We start from the raw sequence: 24,888 nt of genomic DNA on the forward strand, positions 1-24,888 counted from the left end.
CTACTTTGTTTCTTTGTGAGGAGTGTGTTTTCTGCAGAATTTACAATACTTGTTAAACTCTAACCGGCCTGTGGTCTTCTTCTTGTTCTTGGTGGTGGAATAATTCCGTCGCTTACACTCACCGCACGCCAAAAGAATGATATCCCTCATCGCTCAACTATTTCCATCAGATTTACAGGAACCCGCATGCCGCCCGGCTCCCAAAAAGAATCAAAGCTGCCCTGGCAACGCCTTCAACTTGCTATATCAAAACGGCAAGCCCACGATCGGGATTGAACCGATGACCTCTTCCTTACCAAGGAAGTGCTCCACCACTGAGCTACGTGGGCCTGATAATTCATGCCACTGTCTTTGGAGCGGGAAACGGGACTCGAACCCGCGACCCTCAGCTTGGAAGGCTGACGCTCTAGCCAACTGAGCTATTCCCGCCGATACCGTAGTTTAAAATGGTGGGGAGAGGAGGATTCGAACCTCCGAAGGCGGAGCCGCCAGATTTACAGTCTGGTCCCTTTGACCGCTCGGGAATCTCCCCAGCTTCTGAGGCTGAAATAACCCCTAAAAATAAAAGGGCCCTTGATGCCACCGAACCCAAAATGCTTTTTATTCAATACCTTACGCGACTGGCGCAGAGACTGCACTGCCCTGCCCGCGGATCACCTGTCAGCGGATTCATCCACCGGGCCGTACCAGACCACTCAATATGTGCGCGAAAAAACAGATTCTACTTGTTTGTTTCAATTAGTGTCAATTAAAAAAGAAAAATATTTAGGCCTAATTTGAGGATAGAGGATTTTCCGCCAAAATCCTGCCTCAATTTAGCATGGAATGAAGGATGCTGACAATTTTTTTTGTAGCGAGACCTCACTTTTTTCTTTTTTTTCCAAAACCGTCCGATTTTTCATACAACTCATGCCCTTTCAATCCTTTAACTACTCTTCGCCGAACACAGGCCGGGTATGAACCACGTTTCCCTGAACCATGACAAAATCGGCCTGCTCGCGCTGGCTCTCGAAGGGTATATCGAACCAATCCCTTTCTTTATCTGCCAAACGGAACCCTGTTAGGTCGGCGAAACGCCCCGCTTCCACGGTTCCCGCCTCACAATGCAGAGCTTCGGCCCCCCAGCGGGTAGCCATTTTTAGAATTTCCGTCCGGCTCAAATCCGGCAGCAGGGTTTCGGCCAGCCTGAGCTCCCGTAGGAAATTCAACGACGCGTTGCTGGCCAAAGAATCGGTGCCCAGCGCCACCGGCACCCCCCGGTCCACGAGTTGACGCACCGGCATGTAGTGCGGACGGCCAAACCAGTGCGTGCTGCCGGGACAAAACACAGCGCTGACATTCCGCCTGGCCAGCAGGTCCACATCGGTCCCCACATGATTCAGGTGCACGCCGACCATCCCCTCCAGCACGCCCAGCCGCTCCAGGTACGCCACCGGCGCAAGACCCGGCGGTTGCCAGTTCGCGTCGTACACACCGCGTTTCTCCAGCAGGGCGCGCATCGGTCCGCTGCCGGTCATTAAAAATTCCTCTTCCTCCGGCACTTCCGCCACGTGGCAGGACAACGGGCAGCGGTGGTGGGCGGCGATGCGTTTGAGTTTGCGGAACAGCTCGGGCGAGACGGAATACGGCGCATGCGGGGCGAGACCCAGGCGGATGCGTCCGCCCGGCGATTCGTGTTCTTCCAGCAGGCGCTCGACGCGCGCCGCCCGGGCCGCGGCGTCTTCTTCCGGGAACCCCAGCGTTTCCAGAAACAGCATCTGCCGGAACGGCAAGCGGGCGAACTCCACCAGCAACTCGGGGTGCGCCAGGTAATCGCCCAGCAGCGTGACCCCGGAACGCAGCAGCACCTCGCTCTCTCGATGCAGGGCGGCCACACGCTCGGCCCAGGGCAAAGCGGTGTTGGCCGCCACCACATCCAGAATCCAGTCGGCGAACGGCGTGCCCGGCGTCAGTTTCCCGTCCAGCGCCGACAGGCCCATGTGACTGTGGGCGTTGACGAAACCCGGTAAGAGCAGATGATCGGACAGATCGAGCGTCGGCTCCGCATGACCTTCCGTCACGCCGCTCTGGATGCGGTCCACGCGCCCGTCCCGCACCCACAACTCGCCCCGCTCAAAATCCTCGCCGGTCATGGTGACGAGGCGGGCAAACAGGATGCGGAGTCGGGCAGGCGGGGTCATGATGGCATTCCTCAAGGCAGGTCGGCGGTGATGCCCCAGGCATCGTTCTTTTGGATGGCGTCGTTGCGGCGTCCCAATGAATAGCGGTCCACGCCGCCGCCGGTGTCGAACAGAAACCCGAAGCTGCCGCGCGCGGCCACGGCATCGTACAAACCAAAACCCTGCCCCATGTCGCGGCAGGTGTACTCGTCGTCACCTCCGGTATCGAGCAGCAGGCCGATGCCGTCGCCGTTGCCCGCACCCTGCGACAACAGACTGCTGGTGTAGCGATCGTCGCCGCCGCGGTCGATCAGCATGCCGACGCCGGTTTCGTGGCCGACGCCCTGCGACACCCCGGCATGCGACAGGTAATCGTCGTCGCCGCCATTGTCCAGCAGCAACCCCGCGCCCTGCCGGAATCCCACACCCTGCGCATACCGCCCGGCCAGGTAGCGGTCGTCGCCGTTGTCGTCGAACAAAATACCAATCCCATACGTGCGCCCCGTTCCCTGCGCGAAATAATCGGCGACATAGGTGTCGTTGCCGTTCTGGTCGGACAACACCCCGATGCCACCGGAGACCTGCACCAGGGTGTCCCAGCGGTCGTAACCCAGCCCCACGCCCTGCGCCATGGAGCGGAACGCCAGAATGGGCTCGGAATAATCGGCGAAGGAGCCGCCGGAGGTGTAGCGATCCTGGCCGTCGGCATCCACCAACAATCCGTAACCCCCGCTTGCGCCCAGTCCCTGCCCGTAGAGGGCGTTGCCGTAATGATCGTCGCCGCCCTGTTCGGCCAGCACGCCGACGCCTAACAACCCGGCTCCCTGGCAGAACACATGGCACTGGTAACGGTCCTGACCGCCGCTGTCCACCAGCACGCCGACACCGAGGAACGCCGTCCCCTGCGAAAAATGATCCGCCACGTAACGGTCGTTGCCGCCCAGGTCCAACAAAAATCCCGCACCCAGCAACCCCGCGCCCTGCGCCCCCCAGCCCCGCGACAGGTACAGGTCGTTGCCGCCCAGATCGACCACCACCCTGTTGCGCCGCCCCACCTGGCTGGCCCCAGCGGTGTTGAGGTAACGGTCGTCGCCGCCCAGGTCGATGATCACATCCGCGTCCTCGCCATACACATTGGCGTCGCCGTTGCCGACCACAATATGCAGGCCGCCCGCACGGATCACCACCCGGTCGCGTTCCTCGCGCACCACCCAGCCTTCGCGGAAGGGTTTGAAGGTGCCTCCCTGCTGGTTGAACGCCTGCAACCATTCCACGTCCAAGGCCTGGGCGATGAGTTTTCCGGCGTGCAGGATTTTCTGCCGGTCCACTTTGAGCGCGGTTTCAAACCAGCGCAGAAAGCGGTCCTCCATTTCCTGTTTTTCCGTTTCGGAGCGATCGACGTAGTCGTCTTCCAGATCCTGAAACACCCAGTCGCGGATGCCCGCTTCCAGAAACGCGATGTCATCGACGGTCATGCCCGCCAGCGCCTGACGGCGCAGCGTCTCGGCCCGGTTCATGGCGGCGACCAGCCGATCGATGAAGGTCTCCAGGTCGGCGGGCGGCGGCAGGGCCTTCGCGTCTTCCACGGTCTCCATGTCCAGAGCACGGATGCCCGCGCCCACCAGCTTATCGAGACTCTGCCGTTCGCGGTGGAACGACTGGTTGACCTGCCGCGTCAGCAGGTGCGCCACCCACGGCAGGTCCATCGGCTGCTGCAACAGGTAATTCATTTCCTTAAGGCGGAACGGATTGTACGCGCCATCCTGAAACGCCGTGGTCAGCACCTGCCGGGAGGTGCGCCGCATGGCGCCGACGCTTCGATGAAACCCCTCCAGCATGCCTTCGCGTTGCAGCATCTGCGAAAAAAACGTCTCCTTCGCTTCCGCATGCAAACGGTCCAGTTCCGGATGCGACGGCACCGGCGCCGGGGTGGTCGGCACCGGATCGAGCGTCAACGCCAGGTCCATCACCGCTTCGCCGCGCAGGAGTTTCAATTGCAGGGTGCCGCCCGCGCCCACTTCCGCCACACGGTTCTGGAAATGCACGATCAGCGAATTTTCCGGACCCAGCTCCAGCCGCTCGTTGTTGACGCGCACGATGCGGTCGGTGGGCCTCAATCCCGCACGGGAAGCGGTCGAGCCGGGATACACTCGGTACACGCGCAGGGCCGGGGTGAAATCATCCGCGCCCGGCAGGAACACCGGCTTGGTTTCGCGCGGGGCGATGCCCAGCCACCCGGCCTGGCGGACGGCCTCCACCACCGGCACTTCGGCCGGGGCGGTCTGCAACGAAGGCAATCCCAAAAGCGGGTACAGGTGAAACAGATCCGATTCGCCCGCACCCGACACCCCCTGTTGGGCGACGGGTTCCATCTCCGGCAGGGAGGGCGGAGCCTCGGCTCTCACCGGAGACACCAGCGCCAGCACCCCCACCAGCATCCACACGGCGTTAAGCCACCGATCGTTCAACATACCTCCCCTTTTTAAGGAACCCGATTGCACCGAACGCCGTATGCATTTTCAAAACCAGGTCTGCTGGCGATAGGTATCGTACGCCTCGCCGAATCTGGTTTGCAGCGTGCGTTCTTCCTGCCGGGCGCGCACGATGTTGAGCGGCACCACAACGATAAAAAGATACACCATTCCATACATCGAACCGACCGCAAGAAACAGTCCCAGAAACGTCAGCACGATGCCCCAGTACACCGGGTGCCGCACATAGCGGTACACGCCGTGATCCACCAGCCGGTCGCCACCCGGCAGCACCGCCAGCGACCGCCCCAGCTGCGCCATCGCCACCGTCCAGAACAACAACCCCGACAACCCGACGGTCAATCCCACATACACCAACGGCCGCACGCCGAATCCAAAATGCTTCGGTCCCAACCACGCCACCAGCAAGGCACCGAGATAGAGCGACGGAATCGCCACCGTCAACACGAGGCTTTTGACGGGCGACATGACCGGGCCGGACGCCCCCCCGGTCGCGCCGGGCGTCGCGTTGTGCCGCCCACGATCAGACTCCGTCATGAGGGCCTCCCGCACCGTCGTCATCGGATTCCGCAAGCAGCAGGCGCAGCCAGTGCTCGCGGCCTTCCACCACCTCCAGCGACACCCGCAATGCATACCACGGCAGCGCGAACGCGTGGTCAAATAATTTCACCGCGTCCTTTTCCGTCGTCACCAACAGTTCCGCTCCGGCCTTGACGGCGCGCGCCTCGATTTCCTGAAGGTCCTCCGCGCGGTAGGCATAGTGATCGGGGAAGGCGAACTTGGACACCACCTCCGCGCCCAGTGCTTCCAGCGAGGCCTTGAAGTCGGCGGGGTTGCCGATGCCGCAGAACAATCCAATCTTGCGGCCCTGTAAATGAGAAAGCGGCTGCGTCTCGCCGGTGGGCGGGTGCACCAGGTCCACCGGGCGCAGTTGCGTGGCGATGACGGGAACGTTTCGGGGATTGGGCGTCACCGCACCGTCACCGACTGTGGGACGAAAGCGGGTGAGGCAGATGAGGTCGGCGCGCTCAATCTCCTGCAACGGTTCGCGCAACTCGCCTGCCGGGAAAATGCAGCCATTGCCGAACGGGCTCTGGTGGTCGCACAATAAAATGTTGAGATCGCGGTGCAGCGGCAAATGCTGGAAGCCGTCGTCGAGGATCAATACATCCGCGCCCAATGTGTCGATGGCGAAGCGGCCGCTGGCGTAGCGGCTTTTGGCGGTGAGCACGGGGACGCCATCGAGGCGGCGCGCCATCATCACCGGTTCGTCGCCCGCCTCGGCGGGGGTCAACAGCACGCTGTGGCCGTCGCTGACCACATTGACCGCGAGCGGCGATTCGCCGCCGTAGCCGCGGCTCAACACCGCCGGACGGTGGCCGTGGGCTTGCAGGGTTTCGGCGATGCACACCACCGTCGGTGTTTTGCCGGTGCCGCCCAGGGTCAGGTTGCCGACGCTGATCACGCGTTTTTCCAGTTTGCGCGCCGGCAGGATTTTTTTGCGGTAGCACCCCGCGCGCAGTTTCTGCATGATGCCGTAGAACACCGACACACTCTTCAGAAACAGGTACATGGGCACGTGATAGTATTTGCGGTCGGGCGAGATGACCTGGTAGTACAGCGATTCAATGCTCATATTCGGATTTCGCGGCCCCGGCGTGTCCCCAAAACGTTCGTATCTGGTTTATAATCAAAGCCATGATTGTGATCTACCATCTTATCACAGGCCTTGCCCTGTTGGCGCTTTCGCCTTACCTTCTTGTGCGTGCGGCGTTCGACGCCGGCTTCCGCAGAGAGTTGTGCGAACGCATGGGCAACTGGAAATCGCTGCCCGCCTGCCAGGACACGCTGTGGGTGCATGCCTCGTCGGTGGGCGAGGTGCGCGTGGCCCGGGTGCTCATTCGGGGATTGCTCCAGCGTTTTCCGCATCACCAGGTGGTGCTCTCGACGTTCACGCCGACGGGCTACCGGCAGGCAATGGAGTTCGGCCTGTGCCCGGTGTTCCGCCTGCCGCCGGACCTGTTCTGGCTGACCGGCGCGGTGCTGAACCGTCTGCACCCGGCGATGCTGATCCTGATCGAAGCCGAGTTCTGGCCCGGCCTGCTGCATCAGTGTGCCGGACGCGACATCCCGGTGGTGCTGGTCAACGGCCGCATGTCGCGCAAGTCGTTCCGCCGGTACCGCCAGATCGCACCGCTGTTCCGCTGGCTGGTCGCAGGCATTGAACGCTTCGCCATGCGCTCGGGGGAAGACGCCGAACGCCTGCGCTCGCTGGGCATCCCGGAGGCGCGGATCGACAACACCGGCAACATGAAATTCGATGCGCTGCCGGAAACCGGCGGCGCCACCCGAACAGAAACGCCGCTCGTCGTGTTCGGCTCGACACGCCCCGGCGACGAAGACCCGATCCTCGACGCCATCACCCGCCTCACGCAGGAACAGGAAGACACCCCGTGGCGATTCGTGCTGGCGCCGCGCCACCCGCAACGCTCGGACGAGGTGGAGGCCCTGATCCTCAACCGCGGCCTGCCCTACAAACGATTCAGCGAGCTGGACGGCGCAGCGGCTCCCGATGTCGCCCTGGTGCTGGTCGATGAAATCGGCCACCTCAACGACTATTACCGGCAGAGCCTGCTGGCCTTCGTCGGCGGCGGCTTCCATCCGGAATTCGGCGGCCAGAACATCCTGGAACCGGCGATGCACGGCGTGCCGGTGGTGTTCGGTCCGCACATGGACAACTTCAAGGAAGAAGCGCGCCTGCTGGTGGAGTCCGGCGGCGGCATTCAGCTGCAAAGCGCCGACGAGCTATACCCAACTCTGCATGCTCTCCTCACGCAGCCGGAGGAAATCAAAAACCGCAGCAAGCTGGCCGCGGTGATGGTGCACAAACACCGGGGCGCGCTGGACGCCAACCTGCGCATTCTCGAACAGATGCTGGCTCCACAAACCGATTGACCGGACCGTTTTCAATGATGCCCGTTTTCTATCACATGCTTTCCAGTCTGGCCTCGGTGCTGGTGCTGCCTTTGTTTTTTTTCTACGCCATCATCAATGGCAAAAAAACGCGCGGGCTGGGTCACCACTTCGGCTACGTGCCGACGGTGAAACGCAAGGCAGGACGGCCACTCATCTGGGTGCAGGCGCTGTCGTTCGGCGAGGTCAACGCCGCCGCACCGGTGCTGCGCCGACTGCATGAGGACCGGCCCGATCTCGATATCGTCGTCTCGGTGACCACCGACTCCGGTTACGACGGCGCACGCCGCCAGATGCCGTTCGCCCGCCAGATCTTTTTTCATCCGCTCGACGGCTGGCCGTTCCTGGCGTGGGCGCTGACGCGCATCCGCCCGGACCTCTACGTGCTCACCGACACCGGCTTCTGGCCAGGCATGATTTACCTGCTGAAAGCGCGCGGCATTCCGCAAATGCTGTTCAACGGCAGGCTGTCGGAGAAATCGCTCAAATGCTACGGCTTCGTCAAGCCGTGGGTGAAGGGACTGCTCAACCGTTTCGACCTCATCTGCATGCAGAGTGAAGCGGGCCGGCAGGCGATGGTGAGCCTCGGTGCCGAGCCGGAAATCCTGCGCGTGGTCGGCGACACCAAGTACGACGGGCTCAAAAGCATCAGCCAGCCGGAAGGATTCCACCTGCGCGAGGCCTTGCGCATTCCGGCGAGCCACCCGGTGTGGATGGCGGGCAGCACGCATCCGGGCGAAGAGATCATCGTGCTCGACGCCTTCCAAACGCTGCGCGCCCGCTATCCCAAACTGACGCTGGTGATCGCGCCGCGCCGACTGGAACGGGTGGGCGAGGTGATGGGGCTGATCGCGGAGCGCGGCCTCGACTGCATCCGCAGGAGCGCCATCCAGCCCGACGACTCACACGGGCACGACGTCATCCTGCTCGACACCATGGGCGAGCTGGCGAAGCTGTACGCCGTGGCGGACGTGACGTTTGTCGGACGCAGTCTCATCGCGCCGGGCGGCGGGCACAGCCTCATCGAACCGGCAGCGCAGGGCAAGGTGGTGCTGCACGGACCGTTCGTCGAAAACGTGCAACACTCCGCCGACGAACTGGGAGAACTCGGCATCGCCATCGAAGTCGCCGACGCCGACGCCATGGCCAAACGCATCATGCAACTGTTCGAGGAAGACACCCTGCACGCACGGTTGATGGAAAAAGCGGTGACCCTGGTCAAAGAAAAAAAAGGCGCCTCCCGCGAAATGGCGGGACTGATCTTAAGAGCGCTGGATGGGGCTCAATGAGCTTGAAAACAGCAGATCATTGAATCCCCTCTCCAAAGGGGGAGTTTTCTCTCCTCCCCTTTTCAAGGGGAGGGTTGGGAGGGGTTACCAAGGACTCAACCTTACTTGTAATTTGCTTGTCCTGGAGCAACAGCGAAGATTCTCTGTGCTCCCGATGAAAGAAAGCATCCACATCCTTCGCTCGCGTTCAGGATGACACACCAAGGAAAAAGCCCCCTAGCCTCCTTCGGAGAAGGGGGAACCCGTGGGCACTTTATGCGCGGTGAGTTTGCTCACCCCATACACAGCGAGGGTGGCGAGGGTGAAGGCAGGGATCATTTCGTACAACACATCCTTCATGCCGCTGTGGTACCAGACAACGGTGGTGACAAAGCCCGTCACCATGCCGGCAATCGCGCCTTCGCGCGTCACGCCTTTCCAGTACAGCGAAAACAAAATCACCGGACCGAAGCTCGATCCCAACGCCGACCACGCCAACAGCACGAACCAGAAAATGACGTGTGTCTCCATCAGCGAAATCAGCATGGCGCCGAGGCCTAGGGCCAGCACGGTGTAACGGCTGATGCGCACGATCTGCTGATGACTGAGGTTGTGGTTGATCATTTTCGAGTACACGTCGTGCGCGACCGACGAGGCGGCGACGATGATGAGCGCCGAGACGGTGGACATGATGGCCGCCATCACCCCGGTCAGCACCACGGCGGTCAGGCCCGTCGGCAACAGGTCGGTGGCGGCGCGCGGGAACAGGTGCTCGGGATCGTCCAGCGTCGGGTACAGCGCGTTGCCGCAGATGCCGAGCAAGATCGCCGAGCCGTACACGAGGAACCCCCAGCCCAAGGCGATCCACACGCCGGTCTCGATGACTTTCTTATTCTTCGCCGCCATGTAACGGTTCAACACCTGCGGCTGGCCGGGGTAGCCCAGGCCGATGCCCAACAGACCGATCATCGAGCCAAAGAACACGGCGGCCGGCTTGCCGCCTATCCATTGCAGGGTTTCCGGCGAGGCGGCGTTCACCTGCTCGGCGACGCCGGAGAATCCGCCAAGGTGCACGAACCCGACGACCGCCAGCACCACCAGGCCCGCCACCATGATGAGTCCCTGCACGAAATCGGTCCACGCCACGGCGAGAAAGCCGCCCATCATGGTATAGACAATGATGATCGCGCCGCCGACGGGAATGCTCACATAATGCGGGATGCCGAAGATGGCGTCGAAGGTTTTGCCGATGCCGGTGAACTGCGCCGCCACGTACGCCATCATGCTGAAGAAGATGATGCCCACCGACAGCATGCGCAGCACGCGGGTCTTGTCGTTGAAGTGGTATTCGAAATAATCGGGGAGGGTGATGGCCCCGGTGTCGAGCGAGTGCTGGCGCAGGCGCTCGGCGAGGAAAAACCAGTTGAGCGCGTATCCGAGCAAACAACCGGGCAAAAACCACAGTGCGGCGAGGCCGTCCTTGTACGCCAGGCCCACCGTGCCCAGCACCGCCCACGCGCTTTCCGAAGAGGCGGTGGAGGACACTGCCGTCACCCACGCTTTCAGCGAGCGGTCTCCTAAAAAATAATGCGACGCGGATTTCTGGTAGCGCGAGGTCACCCAGCCGATGGCGAGCATCAGCAGGACGTACAGGCAGAAGACAACGATGATGGCCCCGGACAGTTCCGTCATGCCCTCCATTGTAAACCGCTGCGGGCGGAAATTCCATTTGGCCGTGCGGCGGGAGCCTTATATATTGAAGAAAGCGCGACTGCCGGTCCGCATACCATAAATTCCTCGTCGCGTTCCGCGTGCAAAACCTCCACTCCACCGGCGCGTCTATAATGTATAGGGCGTTGTGAAAGGCACAGATTGAAGCAACCACCGATGAACACAGATTCACACAGATAAAACATAGATCCTTCGCTTCGCTCAGGATGACACGAATACGGACGAGTCATGAATCCCCCTCATCCTAACCTTCTCCCGCCAGGGGAGAAGGGACTTTTAACCCCCCCCTCTCCCTTGACGGGAGAGGGCTGGGGTGAGGGTGGCTTCCTCTACTACCTTTTAATGACTTTTACAAAGCTCCCCTTTTTCAAGGAACACTCCAGAGTGACCGGCTGGGAAGGGTTGGTTTTTATCCGTGTTCATCGGTGTGCATCTGTGGTTAATTATGTTGTTCGCTCCCGGCCTGGCCGGCTCCACTACGTGGAGGGGAAACAGGATAATACCTGGTCGGCGGACTTGATCGACCAGCCCATTCCCAATACAATCCTTTTCCTTCGGGTTTAACCCGGCGGGTGGAAACGGCGGGCGGTTTTGGTTACTATACGGGTTTCTGATTCGATCCACCTTTTTCCCCACGAGGACCCATCCCGACCATGCAGGATTACGATCACAAAACCATTGAAGCGCGCTGGCAGGAGTACTGGGAGCACCACCAGTCCTTCCAGGTCACCGAAGACCCATCGAAGGAAAAGTATTACCTGCTGGAGATGTTCCCCTACCCCTCCGGGCGCATCCACATGGGCCACGTACGCAACTACACCATCGGCGACGCCCTCGCCCGCTTCAAGATGATGAAGGGCTACAACGTGCTGCATCCCATCGGCTGGGATTCCTTCGGCATGCCCGCAGAGAACGCCGCCATCCAGCACAAGTCGCACCCGGCCAAATGGACCTTCGAGAACATCGACACCATGCGCACGCAGTTGAAGCGCCTCGGCCTCAGCTACGACTGGAGCCGCGAAGTCGCCACCTGCAAACCGGATTATTACAAGTGGAACCAGTGGTGCTTCCTGAAATTCCACGAACGCGGTCTCGTCTATCGCAAAAACTCGACGGTCAACTGGTGCGAGTCCTGCCAGACGGTGCTCGCCAACGAACAGGTCATCGACGACCGCTGCTGGCGTTGCGACAACGTGGTCATCAAAAAAGCGCAGGAAGGCTGGTTCTTCAAAATCACCGAATACGCCGACCGCCTGCTGGACGGCTGCAAGGAACTGGAAGGCGGCTGGCCGGAGCAGGTGCTGGCCATGCAGGCCAACTGGATCGGCAAGAGCTTCGGCGCGGAAGTCGATTTCCAACCGAAAGACGGCAGCGACGCCATCCGCATTTTCACCACGCGGCCGGACACGCTGTGGGGCGCAACCTTCATGGTGCTCGCGCCGGAACACCCGCTCACCCGGAAACTGTCGCGCGGCACGGAACAGGAACAGGCGGTCGATGCCTTCATCAAGCAGGTGCAGAGTCAGGACACCATCGCCCGCACCGCCGAGGGCGGCGACAAGCTGGGCGTGTTCACCGGCGCGTACGCCGTCAACCCGGTCAACGGCGAGAGCGTGCCGGTGTGGTCGGCCAACTTCGTGCTCATGGATTACGGCACCGGGGCCATCATGTCGGTCCCGGCGCACGACCAGCGCGATTTCGAATTCGCCAAAAAATACGATCTCAACATCCGCGTCGTCATCGCGCCCGCCGACGGCATCCACGACGCCACGCAGTTGCAAGAGGCGTTCACCGAAGAAGGACCGATGATCCAGTCCGGCGAGTTCGACGGCCTCGCCGGTGAAGAGGCGCGACGGAAAGTTTGCGAGCACCTCAAAGCAAAGGGCATCGGCGAGCGCACGGTCAATTACCGCCTGCGCGACTGGGGCGTGTCGCGGCAACGTTACTGGGGCACGCCGGTGCCGATGGTGTTCTGCGACGCCTGCGGCACGGTGCCGGTGCCGTACGATCAGCTTCCGGTCGAGTTGCCGCTCGACGCGCAGTTGGGGGAGCGCGGCCAGTCGCCGCTCAAAACGCTCGACGCGTTCATCAACACGGCGTGCCCGAAGTGCAACGCTCCGGCAAAACGCGAGACCGACACGCTCGACACCTTCATCTGTTCGTCGTGGTATTTCGACCGCTACACCTCGCCGCACGCCGGCGACGCGCCGTTCGAGAAAAAGGCGATCGATTACTGGATGCCCGTCGATCAGTACATCGGCGGCATCGAGCACGCCATTTTGCACCTGCTCTATTCACGGTTCTTTCATCAAGTGTTTCGCGACCTGGGGCTGGTCAACTCCAATGAACCGTTCTCGCATCTTTTGACGCAGGGCATGGTCATCAAGGACGGCGCGAAGATGTCGAAGTCGAAAGGCAATGTGGTCGATCCCGACGGCATCATCGAGCGTTACGGCGCGGACACGGCCAGGCTGTTCATCCTGTTCGCCGCGCCGCCGGTGAAGGATCTGGAATGGAGCGACCAGGGCGTCGAAGGCTGTTCTCGGTTTCTGAAACGCGTGTGGCGGCTGTTTGCGGAACTTTCGGATTCGGTGCAGGGAGTCGAGCCCGGTAACGGCGGCGATGCGCTGCCGGACGAACTCAAGGAGTTGCGGCGGCAGACGCACGTGACCATCAAGCGCGTCACGGAAGACGTGGAAAAACGCATGCAGTTCAACACGGCGATTGCGGCGACGATGGAATTCGTCAACCACCTTTATACGTTCAAGGACGGGTGGAACGCACAGAAGGAATCGCAGGCCGGGCACAAAGCCGTGCTGCGGCAGGCGGTGGAGGCGTTGATTCTGGTGTTGAGTCCGTTCGCGCCGCACATCGCAGAGGAAATGGCATCGCAGTTGAAGTTTTCGAAGCCCACGCACGAATGTGCCTGGCCGGTGCATGAGGCGCAGTACATGCAGGCGGACGAGATGACCATCGTCGTGCAGGTCAACGGCAAGGTGCGGCAGAAACTTTCAGTGCCGTCGGAGATCGAAGACGACGCGCTCAAACAGCACTGTCTTGAAGACGAGCGCGTTCAGGAATGGTTGAACGGCAAGGAACCGCGCAAGGTGATCGTCGTGCCCAAAAAACTGGTGAACATCGTGGTTTGATTCAACCGGCAATTAAAAAGAGAAAAGGATTAACCACAGATGAACGTCGATGAACACAGAGATTCTTCGTCGCTTCCGCTCCTCAGAATGACAAAAGAACCTTCGCCTTGTCATTCTGAGCGTCAGCGAAGAATCTATGTTTTGCTCTTCTGAATTAACAGGAACGAACTTCTTATGCGGCTCACCCACCACATATTTTTTAGTTTTCTTCTGCTCGCCTGCCTTCCCGCCTGCGGTTACCAGCTGGTCGGTACCGGTGCAGCGCAACTGCCGCCGCACCTGAAGACCATCGCCATCCCCGTGTTCGACAACGTGTCGCAGGAGCCGACCATCAACCGCAACCTCACCGAGCGCGTGCGCCAGTCGTTCCTGCGCGACGGACGTTTGAAGCTGATGGCCGACACCGCCCGCGCCGATCTCGTGATGACCGGCAAGCTGACGGGGTATTCCATCCGCGCCGTGGCCTTCGACGCGCGCGACGTGGTCACCGAATACTGGGTGTACATCAACCTCGACGTGGTGGTGCAAGACCAGGTGCTGAACCGCACGCACCTCAAGCAAACGCTCAAGACGCGCTGGGACTACCGGCCAAGCATCAATGTCGTCGATGCCGAGGCCTCGCGGCAGGCGGCATTCCTTCAGGCCTACCGTCTGCTGGGCAACCGGCTGGTGAGCCTCGTCATCGACCAGTTTTGATGATGAGGGCCGCGCCGTGACCGCAATGGAATTGATTCGCGCCCTCAACGGCGGCACGCGGCATCCCGTTTACTTCCTCTACGGCGAAGAAGATTTTTTCAAGCTCGAACTGCTGCGCCTGTTGACCGGTCAACTCATCACCGCCGACAACCGCGACTTCAACCTCGAAACCTTCGAAGGCAAGACGAGCCATCCCAACGATTGGATCGAGGCGGCGAAAACATTTTCCTTTTTAGGCGGCGACAAGCTGGTGCTGGTGCGCAACGTGGACGAGGCAACGTTCGCCGATGCGGACATTCAGGCATTGATCGATTACACCAAAAATCCCGCACCGGAAGCCTGCCTGGCGCTCACCGCGCGCAAGGCCGACCGCAAACGCAAACTGTACAAACACCTGACGGGTCTGCCGGGGGCGGGCGACTGCGCCGCGCCGAAAGAGGGCGAACTTACGATGTGGATCAAAAACCGCGCCAAGGGCCTGGGCTACACGCTGGAAACCGACGCGGCGCAGACATTGCTGTCGCGCATCGGCCCGAAGCCCGGCATCCTGGCGCAGGAGTTGGATAAAGTGATCACCTTCACCGGCGACAGCAAAACGCTCAAGCCGGATGCGGTGGCGGAGGTGGTGGGGGCGATCAAAATGGAATCGGTGTTCTCTTTAACCGATGCGCTGAAAGAAAAAAACGCCGACCGTGCGTTGCGCCTGCTGCGCAATCAACTCGAACACGGCGAGGAGCCGGTGAAGGTGCTGGGCATGATCGCGTGGCAGTTCCGCCTGATCTGGGAGGTCAAGCACCACCAGCAGCAACGCGTGCCGCGCCAGCAGATCGCCAAGGTCATGGGACAGAAACCGTTTTTGATCGAGCAGGCGCTCAAGTTCACCGGCAACTTCACAGAGCGGCAACTGCGCAACGGATTCCAGAGTTTGTCCGACGCCGACCTCGAATTGAAATCCACCGGCAAAGCGCCGGAAGGCATCCTCGAATCGCTGATCCTGAAATTGTGCGCGAAGACGGAGTGACTTTCAAACGCAGTCCTTCAACGGATTGAAGGCCCGGGCATTTGGCAGGAATTATAAATAACGACGGGGGGCGGGGCCAACTCCGCCTCGGCAAGCCGGGAGGCTCAGCCGGAAGCGGCGATCTGGTTGACTTTTTTGGCGAGGCCGGAAATTTTGCGCGAGGCGGCGCGTTTGTGCAGGACGCCTTTGCTGGCGACGCTGGAGATCACTTTGGTCGCGTCTTTCAAGGCCTGCTCGGCGGTGGTCTTGTCTTTTTTCGCCACGGCTTCCAATACCCGCTTGGTGTGGGTCTTGATGCGCGTGCGGTTGCCGGTGTTGCGCGTGTTGCGTTTGATGTTCTGACGATTGCGCTTGATCGCCGATTTATGGTTAGCCAACGAAACTCTCCTTAATTAAAACAAAATGGTGTCACGGGTTGTCGGGAAAACGAAAGGAGCTATCTTACTCCATCCGGCCCGGATTGAGAAGCGGAAAATAGGGAAACCGCGTCATTCCGCGCCAATGGCCTGCAACCCCGCCCGCGCGCAGGTTTCGTCGAATTGGTCCCCCGGCGCGCCGCCGACCCCGATACCGCCAACCAGCGCCCCATCCAACTTGATGGGCAATCCACCCCCTAAAATCAGGATCTTGTCGTTCATGTCCCGCAGGCCGTGGATGCGCGGCACCTTGACCAACAGTTCGGCCAGTTCCATCGTCGGGCGGCCGAGGCTGGCGGAGGTGTAGGCTTTCTTGAAACTGCTGTCGGGGGTGTGCGCCCCGGCCCCGTCATGACGCAACAGCGCCTTCACGTTGCCGCCGAGGTCCACCACGGCAACACTCACCCGGTAGCCGTTCTTGGAACACTCGTCCAGCGTCGCCAACCCCGCCTTGATCGCCAGCTCCAGCGGCAGGACCTTGATCTCCGGCAGGGCATTCGCTCTGGCGGTCCCCGGCAGGGAGGAACTCAACAGCACCGCCATCATTCCCATCGCCCAAAAGATTTTAGTAGGTTTTCTCATCGTCCATCACCTTTCCGCTGTCAGGCAAAAAAATAAGGATGTCCATAAAAAGCCCTTCCCGCAGGGACATCCCAAAACCGCGGGGAAAACGCACGCCTGTTCTTACTAAAATATCGCGGCAGGCGGCGTGCGATCAACCGGAATTTTTGCGGCGGTATTTCCGGATTGGAGCCCGGTCCGCTTCCTCCCCGCGCCGCGAGGTGGTACAATGCCGGTCCTGTTCAACCCCTTGGAGCCGCTGTGCGCAAACTCATCATCCTGACCGTCCTGTTCTGCCTTTTCCCCCTGCGCGCGGCAGCGTTTGAGGTGTCGCCCTACCTCAACCTGTTTCCCGTCAATTCCGCTTTCGTGATGGGGTCGGAGCTCAAAAACCCCAGCACCGGCGCCACCGTGGCCGAACCGGATTACAACGTCAGCCTCGGGTTCTTCGGCGCGTTGGGGTTGATGTTCAACGAAACGTTTCTGCTGGAAGTCGAGGTGGGAACCACCACCCTGGAGCTCGGTTCGTTGTCCGGCGCGCAAGGAGAAGAAGGGGATCAGTTGAAGCTAGAAAACGCGCTCCTCAACGCCTATTACCGCAGCCCCGGCTGGGCGCACGAAACGGGATTGTTCACCTACCATTATTATTTCGGCGGCGGCGCCGGGCAGGCCAGGCAGGATCTGTTTCTCGCCAACGTGACCCAGGGCAATGGTCAGTCGCTGGCCTGGCAGGTTGTGTTCGGTCTCGAGCTCGCGCCCACGCATCGGCGGGAAGGTGTCAACGGCTCTCTGCTGTTCCAATACAAGTACCTTTCGATTGCAGAAGGCCAACTGGGCGCGGTGGAAGCAGGCCACAACGCGCATTTCCTTTCTATCGGCATCCGCTTCTTCTGACCCCCGCCACGCGGGAGAGGAAACCTAGTAATGCCAAATGGGGGAACGATGGCCGGAGAGCCCAACTTGAAATGCAATCTGCCTCCTCAGGCTTGGCCTCCGCCACGCGGGAGAGGAAACTTAGTAATGCCAAATGGGGGAACGATGGCCGGAGGGCCCAATTTGAAATGCAATCTGCCTCCTCAGGCTTGGCCTCCGCCACGCGGAGAGGAAACTGGGTAATGCCAAATGCGGGAACGATGGCCGGAGAGCCCAATTTGAAATGCAATCTGATTCCTCAGGCTTGGCCTGCGCCACGCGGAGAGGAAACCCGGTAATGGCAAATGGGGGAACGATGGCCGGAGGGCCCAATTTGAAATGCAATCTGATTCCTCAGGATTGCCCTGCCCGCGAGACGGGGTTTTCCCCATGCCCAGCCCCCTTTCCTTCTATATAATGAATAGATATTTTTATATTGGAGGGGTTTGCGATGCCCACATCCCCGGAAAACGAAAAAATCCGAATCGGCGTCAGCAGTTGCCTGCTGGGAGAACCGGTGCGCTGGAACGGCGACCACAAACGCGACCGCTATCTGACGGAAGTGTTGGCCTCGTTTTTTGAATGGGTGCCGACCTGTCCGGAAGTGGACGCCGGCATGGGCACGCCGCGCGAAACCGTGCGCCTGCACGGCACACCGGAATCGCCGCGCATGGTGGGAACGCAAACCGGCACCGACTGGACCGCCGGCATGCGCCGCCTTTCCAAAATGCATTCCCACGAACTGGCGAAGATGGACCTGTGCGGTTATATCTTCAAATCCAAATCACCGAGTTGCGGCCTGAACCGCATCAAGGTCTATACCGACACCGCCACCGTGCACCACAACGGACGCGGCCTGTTCGCCGAGGCCTTCGTGAGCACCTGCCCACGCGTGCCGGTGGAAGAGGAAGGCAGGCTGCACGATCCGAAAATCCGCGAGAACTTCATCGTCCGCGTCTTCGCCTACCATCGCCTGCAAACGTTGGTGAACGGACGCTGGTCGCGTGGCGCGCTGGTAAAGTTTCATACCGAGCACAAGTTTCTTTTGCTGGCGCACAGCCGCAAACATTACGATGCTCTGGGAAAGCTGGTGGCTGAAGCCAAACAATACACGCCTGCAGAATTGAAATCCAAATACGCCGGCACCTTCATGGACGCGTTGGCGATGAAATCGACGATCAAAAAAAATGCCGATGTCCTGCAACACATGCTGGGGTTTTTCAAAAAAGAACTTTCAGGCGAGGAAAAACGGGACATCCTGGAAACCATTGAAGACTACCAGCAGGAACTGGTGCCGCTGGTGGTGCCGGTCACGCTGATGCGTCACCATGTTCGCACGCACAACGTGGAGTACCTGCAAAACCAGGTGTACCTGAACCCGCACCCGAAGGAGTTGATGATCCGCAACCACATTTAACCCGCGTCACGGAGTGGGTGGTCTTTGGCGGATGCCCATAAGACAAACGCGGGCACGCTGTGGCGATGGTTGTGTGGGGGAACGATGAACGGTTTCTCACGCCCATGATAAATGCATAGAATGAATGCAACCTTTACCGCATCCGTTGCGTTACTAAAAACTTACAGGAGCTCTATCGATGACTGCTTTGATCCGCGTGCCATTCGTTCTCGCCGCCGTTTTGTTTTTCAGCGTGTCACCCGCGTTGGCCGGCAACGATTCCATCGAAAAGCAGGGAACCTTCATCCTATCTCTTCAGGAGTTTCCCGATTGCCGCGCTGAGACGCTGAAGCTGAAGTATCATGTGCAGACTGAAAACGGCCAGCCGAAAGTCTCCGCCGCATTTGAATGGCAGGGAAGCAAGGACAGCGCCGCCGACTGCCTGCCTAATGATATCAAGCTGGCGCTGGAGCTGTTCAGCCGCACCGGCTATGTGCGGCACATTAATTTTCAGCCGGAGATTCTGAAATCGGGGGAAGGATTCGGCAAGGCGGACGCCAGCGTGCGCACGTGGGATAAATTGCTGTGCGGGTGGGGACGTAAAGATGTGAACGACTGCTACTCCGAGGAAGACGCCAAAACTTTTCTGGAATCGGGATACAAAGTGGTCGGGTTTCAAATCTGGCGATGAGGCGTTATCGATCCAGACCCGCACTGTCCCAGCGGTAAGGTTTTTCCCGGTTTCATGGAAAACAACTTTTTGGTTCGAATTTCAAGAGTTGGGTAAAATAGAGGTATCGGACAATACACAAACATGGGGCTGTGGCGCAGCTGGGAGCGCGCTTGAATCGCACTCAAGAGGTCGGGGGTTCGAATCCCCCCAGCTCCACCAATTTTTATTTGGATAGAACGGTTCCGGTTTCAAGGCGATGCGAACATCGCCTTCTGTCTTTCCAAAACCAGGATGCGCCTGCCGGGTTGATCGCCGGGCCGCACTTAGAGGGGGGAAACCATCTATGACCGATCCGGTTCGGCCTGACAAAATCATGCAGATGGGGCTTGGCTTCTGGGGCTCGAAAGTTTTGTTGAGCGCGGTGGAGCTGGGCGTGTTCACGCTTATCGGAAAAGATTCTTACCCACTCGAAACCCTGAGCGAAAAAACCGGTCTTCACTCCCGCTCCGCTCACGACTTTTTCGACACGCTGGTGGCGTTGGGCCTGCTGGGCAAAACCAACGGTTGCTATTCCACCGGTCCAGTCCGTTGTACATCGGTGGGTTTCTGGAGATGGCCAACAGCCGCCTGTACCGGTTCTGGGGCGACCTGACCGAGGGCTTGAAAACCGGTCTGCCGCAGAATGAAATCAAATATGGCGAACCGGGCTTGTTTGAAGCGGTGTACAGCGATCCCGCCAAGCTGAAAGAATTTTTGAGCGCCATGACGGGCCTCAGCATGGGGGCCAACATCAACGTCGCCCAAAAATTTCCGTTTCAAAACTATAAGACCTTCATCGACGTGGGCGGCGCGCAGGGCGGCCTGCCGGTTCAGGTGGCGCTGAAGCACCCGCACATCACCGGCGGCAATTTCGATCTCCCCGTGGTGCAGCCGGTGTTCGACGAGTATGTGGCGTCGTTCAATTTCTCCGACCGCTTGCAATTTTTCCCCGGCAACTTCTTTGAAGATGATCTGCCGCCCGCCGACGTCATTTCGATGGGGCACATCCTCCACGACTGGGATTTGAATGAAAAACACACGTTGATCCGCAAGGCGTATGATGCGCTGCCCGAGGGCGGCGCGTTGATCGTGATCGAGTCGATCATCGATGACGAGCGACGGGAAAATGCATTCGGCCTGCTGATGAGTCTCAACATGCTGATCGAAACGCCGGGCGGATTCGACTTCACCGGCGCGGATTGTTGCGGATGGATGGAGCAGGCGGGCTTTCAGAAAACCGAGGTGGTGCACCTCGCCGGCCCCGACTCCATGGTCATCGGCTTCAAATAAAACCTGGATAATTACAGCGGTCACAATCGGCCGTCGCCCACAGTTCATTATTGGCAACGCACCCTTCCTCGTTCCTATCCAGCCAGAACCGCTGCACGGAACCCCAACCATGAAACCGTCCGTCCCATTGCCTCCGCCGAAATAATTGACAGGTTGGGCGGGGGTGCCTAGATTTAAATACAAAGCATTGATTCCCCATTATTAAGGATTTTCGAAAAAAGATTGGCCTGTTTGCCCGGGTCGTCCTCCACCCTTCCTCCCTCTCCTGATGACCCGAATTTTCATGCGTCATGGTTTGAAAAGGGCCGTCGGGTCAGTCGGATGGGAGGAAGCCATGTCCAAATATCTGTTATCCCTGTTTTTAACCTTCGCTTGCTTTGGTTCCCTGTTAGTCGTCAACCAACAAAGTTGGGGAGAGCCCCGGCTCATTACGCTGGGCGTTTCCCCGGAAATCGCCACCGACTACATCCACGCCGTGATCGAGGCGGACCGCACCATTTATTCCAAAAGGATCGTGGAGCGTCTGGAAAAAGCCACCTCCCTCAAGGCCACGGAAAAATGGTTGGAGGAAAACACCCTGCCCCTTCCCGCCCAGTTTTTATTGATGGCCTCGGAAAACGTCAGCGCCCAAAACCTGGGAATGTCCTACAAGCTTACGAGCCTGTGGCCCATCAATCCCCAGAACGGGCCGGAAAACCATTTCGAAAAAGTGGCGCTGGAAGCCATTCATGAAAATCCGGGACGGCCGTTCATGACCACGGTCTCCACCAACCGGCAATTGTTTTTCAAAGCGGTGTATCCCGACAAGGCGGTGACCCAGTCCTGCGTGGCCTGCCACAATGCGCATCCCAACAGCCCCAAAAAAGATTTCAAGGTTGGGGATGTGATGGGCGGGATCATCATCACCCTGCCCATGGGGAAATCGCCCACGATCGCTCCCAAAACGGTTGCCGACTACATTTATGCCGTGATGGAATCGGATCGGCTGATCTACACGGAGTTCGTGGTCAACCGGCTTCAAAATAACAACGTGCTGAAGGCATCGGAAACCTGGTGGAAAGACAAAACCCTGATGCTCCCGGCGCAATTCTTACTGCACGCCTCCGACCGGGTGGCGCATGAACGTCTGGGTCTCATGTACAAACTGCTGAGCCCCTGGCCCATCAACCCTTACAACGGAGCGGTGACCGAGTTCGAGAAAAAGGGAATGGAGGTTTTCATGAAGAATCCGCAGGAAACCTTTTATGGAATGCACACGGTCCACAATAAAAATTTCTTCGAGATCGTCTATCCGGACCTTGCGGTTTCCAAGGCGTGCGTGAACTGCCACAACGCGCATCCCGAAAGCCCGAAGCGCGACTTCAAAATGAATGACATCATGGGAGGAATCATGATGAGTTTTCCCGTCCGATAAAACAGAAAGGAAAACACTGGGAGAATGGAAAAGCACGTGGCAGCCGGGTAAGGAGTCCGGCTGGCACGCGCCTCTTCAAACCATCAAATATTCAACCGGCTATTATTTCTGAAACACCGGGTAGCCCAGGGTGTAGATCCATTTGTCGGCGTCCACGGCACCTTTCGGGGCCAGGTCGCGCGCGGGCAGGTGACAGGCCATGCAGTCTTCCTTGTAATCGGTGGACACGGTATTGACGGGATCGTCGGCATTGAACAGGGACCACGCCCAGCCGTCGCCCCACAGTTTCGAATCCGGAAACCGTCCCTCGGTATCCCGCACCAGCACGAACCAGCCTTTGAAACCGCTGGCGTGACTCACCGCCGGGCCTGTCGTCATGGACATCGTTTCCGTGGTGAGCAACTCCTTCACCAGCACCGCGCCGTCCGGAAATTTGCCGTGCTTCTGGTAGTGATCGATGGTCTCCGGCTGCGTGTACACAACATGGTACTCCTTCGATCCAGGCTCACCTTCCATTTTGGCGTGCGCCCAGGTACCGAGCGTGGACCAGCGCGTGTAGTTTTCCGGCACACGCAGGTCGCCGGTTTTCATATCCACATTGGGGGCGAACGGTTTGGACCCCGCGCCGAGGAGAACCCCCACCATGCCCAGAGCCAGCATCAGCAGGAACCCGCGCAACACAATTTTCGATTTCATATAAAACATTCTCAACTCCCACAAGATATTTAACAAAATTTTGAATGAGCCGGGGAGGACCCCAGTTCCAGGTGGAACCGGAGCCTCCACCGCTCAGCAGAAACTTACAGATCGGCCGGATTTTTGTGCTCGATGTCCATCCAGTTCGAATCGGCCTTGGCGATGTAGCCGGAGATGTCCTCGTGCCACTTGTCCTGAATGTTCTTGTCCAGGTTCAGGTACAGCTTGCCGCCGACAATCTTCCAGCGGTGCGGGTCGGAGAAAAACTTTTTACCCACCGCCACGCCGTACGCACAATACCCGCCATACTGAGGCGCGTAGTTGTCCGGATTGGCTGCAAACAGCTTCTGATGCTCTTCGTTGGCGAACAGGTAGGTCGCTCCTTTATGGGTCGCCGTGTGGAACCCGTTGCCGGGCACCGGGCGGCCTTCTTCAAAGTAAGCCACCGGATCGTATCCGCCCAGCGCGGGCGTGGCGATTTCCGTCCCTGCGGTCTGACTCATCATCGACGAGCTTGAATGTGCCGATGCATTACCGGCCGCCAGCAGCAGCAGCAACGCGGCCATCACAAAAAAACGGGTGCCCTTCTGCATTTTAACGCTCATGATCGATTCCTTTCGGTGTTCAGGATAAAGAGATGGTTTCCCATTAAAAATACACCGATTGGTATAGTATAGCAGTTTTTCCTTACATATCAATTTAAAAAAATTTAGCTTGAAAAACCAGTAAGATGCGATTTTTTTCGTGAAAGTTGGGACTCTCTGGACTAGACTGATGATTGTATTTGGATTTATTTGAAACCTATCAGTATCCCCTTGATTTCGAGTGTGAGAGGCATGGCTCAAGCGTCCAAACGCGAACGGTTGGTGAAAGAAGCGGTGGGGCTGTTTGCCCGGGAGGGATTCCACGCGGTGGGAGTCGATGCCATTTCCAGGCAGGCAGGCGCCACCAAAAAAACGCTCTACCATCATTTCAAATCCAAGGACGAACTGGTGCTGGCGGCACTGCGCCATTACGACGAGCGCTTTCGCAATGCGTTCATGCAGGCGGTGGAGTCGCGCACCCAACATCCCGTCGCACGCCTGTTGATGGTGTTTGATGTGATGAAGGACTGGTTCGGCCAGAAAAATTTTTACGGCTGCCTTCTGGTGGGAGCCATGGGCGAGTTCCCGGAACCCACATCGCCCATCCGCAAGGCCTGCCGGGAATCCAAAAAATCATTTCAGAAATACATCAAGGACCTGGCAGTCCAGGCGGGACTGAAGAAACCGGATCAACTGGCGGCGCAGTTGATGTTGCTCGTCGAAGGGGCCATCACCCTGGCGCAGGTGAACGGCTCGCCCCGGTGCGCGGACCAGGCCAAAGCCGCTGCCCAAATCCTGATCGACCAGGCGCGGCGCGCGTGATTCCAAATGCGTGATTTGGAACGCATTCGAGCCTGCGTTTCACTGAAAACCGGGGAGCCTTATTGAAAAAGGTTCCGGCGGATGCCGGAACCTTTCCGTCCTGCCGATGAGACCGCCGCGCGATCAGTTGCGGAACCGGGAAAACACAAACGCGTGGTCTTCCTGCGCCGTGTGACAGGCGTAGCAACCGACGCCGCCATCGGTGACGATGCGCTGGGTCTGGCTGTCGCCGGCGAAGGCTTCGAATCCCCACCCGCCGGTTTTGCCGAACGCCGCACCATCGCGCTGCATGACGCCAATCAGTTTGCGGTCGCTTTCCTGCAGGGTGTTGTCTGCCTCGTTATACTTCAATAAGTCGAACACCAGCACCGACCCATCCGCAAATTCTCCGCCCTGCAAACCCTGCAACGCTTTCGAATTGGCATAGATGTGATGAATACCCTGAAAAGGGTTTTCCAGCGGATGCCCCGGTTCGATGACCATGGACTTGACGTGCGTCCAGTTCCGATAGTCCTCGGGATAATCCACCTTCGCCCCACCCGCCAAAATCGGTGAAGCCATAAAAATCAACCACCCTGCCCACAATACCGCGTGCA

The 24,888-nt window shown here is 59.2% G+C and carries 21 protein-coding genes, 4 tRNA genes and 1 pseudogene; 12 read left to right on the top strand and 14 right to left on the bottom strand.

Annotation, left to right across the window (positions count from 1 at the left end; translation table 11 throughout):
* From rpmG to lpxK, 8 genes are all read right to left on the bottom strand, one after another.
* Positions 1 to 150 (bottom strand): 50S ribosomal protein L33, encoded by a 150-nt coding sequence (rpmG, locus tag QML71_RS12630; RefSeq protein WP_282012285.1) that lies wholly within the window; start codon positions 148 to 150, stop codon positions 1 to 3.
* A 107-nt stretch (positions 151 to 257) separates the two neighbouring features.
* Positions 258 to 329 (bottom strand) — tRNA-Thr (locus QML71_RS12635).
* A 23-nt stretch (positions 330 to 352) separates the two neighbouring features.
* Positions 353 to 429, bottom strand: a tRNA-Gly gene (locus tag QML71_RS12640).
* 18 nt (positions 430 to 447) lie between these two features.
* Positions 448 to 532, bottom strand: a tRNA-Tyr gene (locus QML71_RS12645).
* 397 nt (positions 533 to 929) lie between these two features.
* Complete coding sequence (locus tag QML71_RS12650; RefSeq protein ID WP_282012286.1) at positions 930 to 2,180, bottom strand: amidohydrolase family protein; 1,251 nt, start codon at positions 2,178 to 2,180, stop codon at positions 930 to 932.
* An 11-nt stretch (positions 2,181 to 2,191) separates the two neighbouring features.
* The gene (locus QML71_RS12655; RefSeq protein WP_282012287.1) at positions 2,192 to 4,630 is read right to left on the bottom strand and encodes a hypothetical protein; all 2,439 of its coding nucleotides are present in this window, start codon (positions 4,628 to 4,630) and stop codon (positions 2,192 to 2,194) included.
* Positions 4,631 to 4,678: 48 nt separating this feature from the next.
* On the bottom strand, positions 4,679 to 5,188 hold the full coding sequence (locus QML71_RS12660) for a methyltransferase family protein (protein WP_282012288.1): 510 nt from the start codon (positions 5,186 to 5,188) through the stop codon (positions 4,679 to 4,681).
* Complete coding sequence (lpxK, locus tag QML71_RS12665; protein WP_282012289.1) at positions 5,175 to 6,287, bottom strand: tetraacyldisaccharide 4'-kinase; 1,113 nt, start codon at positions 6,285 to 6,287, stop codon at positions 5,175 to 5,177. The genes QML71_RS12660 and lpxK overlap by 14 nt, the downstream gene beginning before the upstream one ends.
* A 62-nt stretch (positions 6,288 to 6,349) precedes the next feature.
* Between lpxK and QML71_RS12670 the strand changes: the two genes are divergently transcribed.
* Together QML71_RS12670 and QML71_RS12675 are read left to right on the top strand one after the other, a co-directional pair.
* Positions 6,350 to 7,606, top strand: a complete 1,257-nt coding sequence (locus QML71_RS12670; protein ID WP_282012290.1) for a 3-deoxy-D-manno-octulosonic acid transferase — start codon at positions 6,350 to 6,352, stop codon at positions 7,604 to 7,606.
* 14 nt (positions 7,607 to 7,620) lie between these two features.
* Positions 7,621 to 8,913, top strand: a complete 1,293-nt coding sequence (locus tag QML71_RS12675) for a 3-deoxy-D-manno-octulosonic acid transferase (protein ID WP_282012291.1) — start codon at positions 7,621 to 7,623, stop codon at positions 8,911 to 8,913.
* A gap of 216 nt (positions 8,914 to 9,129) precedes the next feature.
* On the opposite strand, the gene QML71_RS12680 is transcribed toward QML71_RS12675, so the two are convergent.
* The gene (locus tag QML71_RS12680) at positions 9,130 to 10,584 is read right to left on the bottom strand and encodes a sodium/proline symporter (RefSeq protein WP_282012292.1); all 1,455 of its coding nucleotides are present in this window, start codon (positions 10,582 to 10,584) and stop codon (positions 9,130 to 9,132) included.
* Between the two features lie 692 nt (positions 10,585 to 11,276).
* Between QML71_RS12680 and leuS the strand changes: the two genes are divergently transcribed.
* From leuS to holA, 3 genes are all read left to right on the top strand, one after another.
* Positions 11,277 to 13,772 (top strand): leucine--tRNA ligase, encoded by a 2,496-nt coding sequence (leuS, locus tag QML71_RS12685; protein WP_282012293.1) that lies wholly within the window; start codon positions 11,277 to 11,279, stop codon positions 13,770 to 13,772.
* Positions 13,773 to 13,946: 174 nt separating this feature from the next.
* A complete protein-coding gene (gene lptE / locus QML71_RS12690) occupies positions 13,947 to 14,468 on the top strand; it encodes an LPS assembly lipoprotein LptE (protein WP_282012294.1) in 522 nt (173 codons plus the stop codon).
* A 25-nt stretch (positions 14,469 to 14,493) separates the two neighbouring features.
* Positions 14,494 to 15,489, top strand: a complete 996-nt coding sequence (gene holA / locus QML71_RS12695; RefSeq protein WP_282012592.1) for a DNA polymerase III subunit delta — start codon at positions 14,494 to 14,496, stop codon at positions 15,487 to 15,489.
* Positions 15,490 to 15,593: 104 nt separating this feature from the next.
* Here holA and rpsT read toward each other — a convergent pair whose 3' ends face one another.
* Positions 15,594 to 15,866, bottom strand: a complete 273-nt coding sequence (rpsT, locus tag QML71_RS12700; protein WP_282012295.1) for a 30S ribosomal protein S20 — start codon at positions 15,864 to 15,866, stop codon at positions 15,594 to 15,596.
* Between the two features lie 111 nt (positions 15,867 to 15,977).
* Positions 15,978 to 16,457, bottom strand: coding sequence for a GlcG/HbpS family heme-binding protein (locus QML71_RS12705; protein ID WP_371832129.1), 480 nt, complete (start codon positions 16,455 to 16,457; stop codon positions 15,978 to 15,980).
* A 270-nt stretch (positions 16,458 to 16,727) separates the two neighbouring features.
* Here QML71_RS12705 and QML71_RS12710 point away from each other — a divergent pair, with 270 nt between their 5' ends.
* The 6 genes and pseudogenes from QML71_RS12710 to QML71_RS12740 all read left to right on the top strand — a co-directional run bounded on the left by QML71_RS12710 (position 16,728) and on the right by QML71_RS12740 (position 22,190).
* Positions 16,728 to 17,360 carry a hypothetical protein gene (locus tag QML71_RS12710; protein ID WP_282012297.1) on the top strand — a complete coding sequence of 211 codons (633 nt, stop codon included), beginning with the start codon at positions 16,728 to 16,730 and terminating at the stop codon, positions 17,358 to 17,360.
* A 469-nt stretch (positions 17,361 to 17,829) separates the two neighbouring features.
* A complete protein-coding gene (locus tag QML71_RS12715; protein ID WP_282012298.1) occupies positions 17,830 to 18,795 on the top strand; it encodes a YbgA family protein in 966 nt (321 codons plus the stop codon).
* A 178-nt stretch (positions 18,796 to 18,973) separates the two neighbouring features.
* On the top strand, positions 18,974 to 19,465 hold the full coding sequence (locus QML71_RS12720; RefSeq protein ID WP_282012299.1) for a hypothetical protein: 492 nt from the start codon (positions 18,974 to 18,976) through the stop codon (positions 19,463 to 19,465).
* 125 nt (positions 19,466 to 19,590) lie between these two features.
* Positions 19,591 to 19,666: transfer RNA gene (locus QML71_RS12725), tRNA-Ala, on the top strand.
* Positions 19,667 to 19,790: 124 nt separating this feature from the next.
* Positions 19,791 to 20,776 (top strand): annotated as a pseudogene (locus QML71_RS12735) (methyltransferase).
* Between the two features lie 334 nt (positions 20,777 to 21,110).
* A complete protein-coding gene (locus tag QML71_RS12740) occupies positions 21,111 to 22,190 on the top strand; it encodes a Tll0287-like domain-containing protein (RefSeq protein ID WP_282012302.1) in 1,080 nt (359 codons plus the stop codon).
* A 102-nt stretch (positions 22,191 to 22,292) separates the two neighbouring features.
* On the opposite strand, the gene QML71_RS12745 is transcribed toward QML71_RS12740, so the two are convergent.
* Positions 22,293 to 22,886, bottom strand: a complete 594-nt coding sequence (locus QML71_RS12745; RefSeq protein WP_282012303.1) for a cytochrome P460 family protein — start codon at positions 22,884 to 22,886, stop codon at positions 22,293 to 22,295.
* Positions 22,887 to 22,990: 104 nt separating this feature from the next.
* Positions 22,991 to 23,491 (bottom strand): YHS domain-containing (seleno)protein, encoded by a 501-nt coding sequence (locus QML71_RS12750; protein ID WP_282012304.1) that lies wholly within the window; start codon positions 23,489 to 23,491, stop codon positions 22,991 to 22,993.
* 231 nt (positions 23,492 to 23,722) lie between these two features.
* On the opposite strand from QML71_RS12750, the gene QML71_RS12755 reads away from it, so the two are divergent.
* Positions 23,723 to 24,292 carry a TetR/AcrR family transcriptional regulator gene (locus tag QML71_RS12755; protein WP_282012305.1) on the top strand — a complete coding sequence of 190 codons (570 nt, stop codon included), beginning with the start codon at positions 23,723 to 23,725 and terminating at the stop codon, positions 24,290 to 24,292.
* A 123-nt stretch (positions 24,293 to 24,415) separates the two neighbouring features.
* On the opposite strand, the gene QML71_RS12760 is transcribed toward QML71_RS12755, so the two are convergent.
* On the bottom strand, positions 24,416 to 24,853 hold the full coding sequence (locus QML71_RS12760) for a cytochrome P460 family protein (protein WP_282012306.1): 438 nt from the start codon (positions 24,851 to 24,853) through the stop codon (positions 24,416 to 24,418).
* Positions 24,854 to 24,888 lie beyond the last annotated feature (35 nt).

Origin of the sequence: Nitrospina watsonii (assembly GCF_946900835.1) — a bacterium.
Taxonomy (GTDB): domain Bacteria; phylum Nitrospinota; class Nitrospinia; order Nitrospinales; family Nitrospinaceae; genus Nitrospina; species Nitrospina watsonii.

Bases quoted from the DNA above. Each gene is read 5' to 3' on its own strand.
- rpmG (WP_282012285.1), bottom strand. From the start codon at position 150: ATGAGGGATATCATTCTTTTGGCGTGCGGTGAGTGTAAGCGACGGAAT.
- QML71_RS12650 (WP_282012286.1), bottom strand. From the start codon at position 2,180: ATGACCCCGCCTGCCCGACTCCGCATCCTGTTTGCCCGCCTCGTCACC.
- QML71_RS12655 (WP_282012287.1), bottom strand. From the start codon at position 4,630: ATGTTGAACGATCGGTGGCTTAACGCCGTGTGGATGCTGGTGGGGGTG.
- QML71_RS12660 (WP_282012288.1), bottom strand. From the start codon at position 5,188: ATGACGGAGTCTGATCGTGGGCGGCACAACGCGACGCCCGGCGCGACC.
- lpxK (WP_282012289.1), bottom strand. From the start codon at position 6,287: ATGAGCATTGAATCGCTGTACTACCAGGTCATCTCGCCCGACCGCAAA.
- QML71_RS12670 (WP_282012290.1), top strand. From the start codon at position 6,350: ATGATTGTGATCTACCATCTTATCACAGGCCTTGCCCTGTTGGCGCTT.
- QML71_RS12675 (WP_282012291.1), top strand. From the start codon at position 7,621: ATGATGCCCGTTTTCTATCACATGCTTTCCAGTCTGGCCTCGGTGCTG.
- QML71_RS12680 (WP_282012292.1), bottom strand. From the start codon at position 10,584: ATGACGGAACTGTCCGGGGCCATCATCGTTGTCTTCTGCCTGTACGTC.
- leuS (WP_282012293.1), top strand. From the start codon at position 11,277: ATGCAGGATTACGATCACAAAACCATTGAAGCGCGCTGGCAGGAGTAC.
- lptE (WP_282012294.1), top strand. From the start codon at position 13,947: ATGCGGCTCACCCACCACATATTTTTTAGTTTTCTTCTGCTCGCCTGC.
- holA (WP_282012592.1), top strand. From the start codon at position 14,494: ATGGAATTGATTCGCGCCCTCAACGGCGGCACGCGGCATCCCGTTTAC.
- QML71_RS12705 (WP_371832129.1), bottom strand. From the start codon at position 16,457: ATGGGAATGATGGCGGTGCTGTTGAGTTCCTCCCTGCCGGGGACCGCC.
- QML71_RS12715 (WP_282012298.1), top strand. From the start codon at position 17,830: ATGCCCACATCCCCGGAAAACGAAAAAATCCGAATCGGCGTCAGCAGT.
- QML71_RS12720 (WP_282012299.1), top strand. From the start codon at position 18,974: ATGACTGCTTTGATCCGCGTGCCATTCGTTCTCGCCGCCGTTTTGTTT.
- QML71_RS12740 (WP_282012302.1), top strand. From the start codon at position 21,111: ATGTCCAAATATCTGTTATCCCTGTTTTTAACCTTCGCTTGCTTTGGT.
- QML71_RS12745 (WP_282012303.1), bottom strand. From the start codon at position 22,886: ATGAAATCGAAAATTGTGTTGCGCGGGTTCCTGCTGATGCTGGCTCTG.
- QML71_RS12750 (WP_282012304.1), bottom strand. From the start codon at position 23,491: ATGAGCGTTAAAATGCAGAAGGGCACCCGTTTTTTTGTGATGGCCGCG.
- QML71_RS12755 (WP_282012305.1), top strand. From the start codon at position 23,723: ATGGCTCAAGCGTCCAAACGCGAACGGTTGGTGAAAGAAGCGGTGGGG.
- QML71_RS12760 (WP_282012306.1), bottom strand. From the start codon at position 24,853: ATGGCTTCACCGATTTTGGCGGGTGGGGCGAAGGTGGATTATCCCGAG.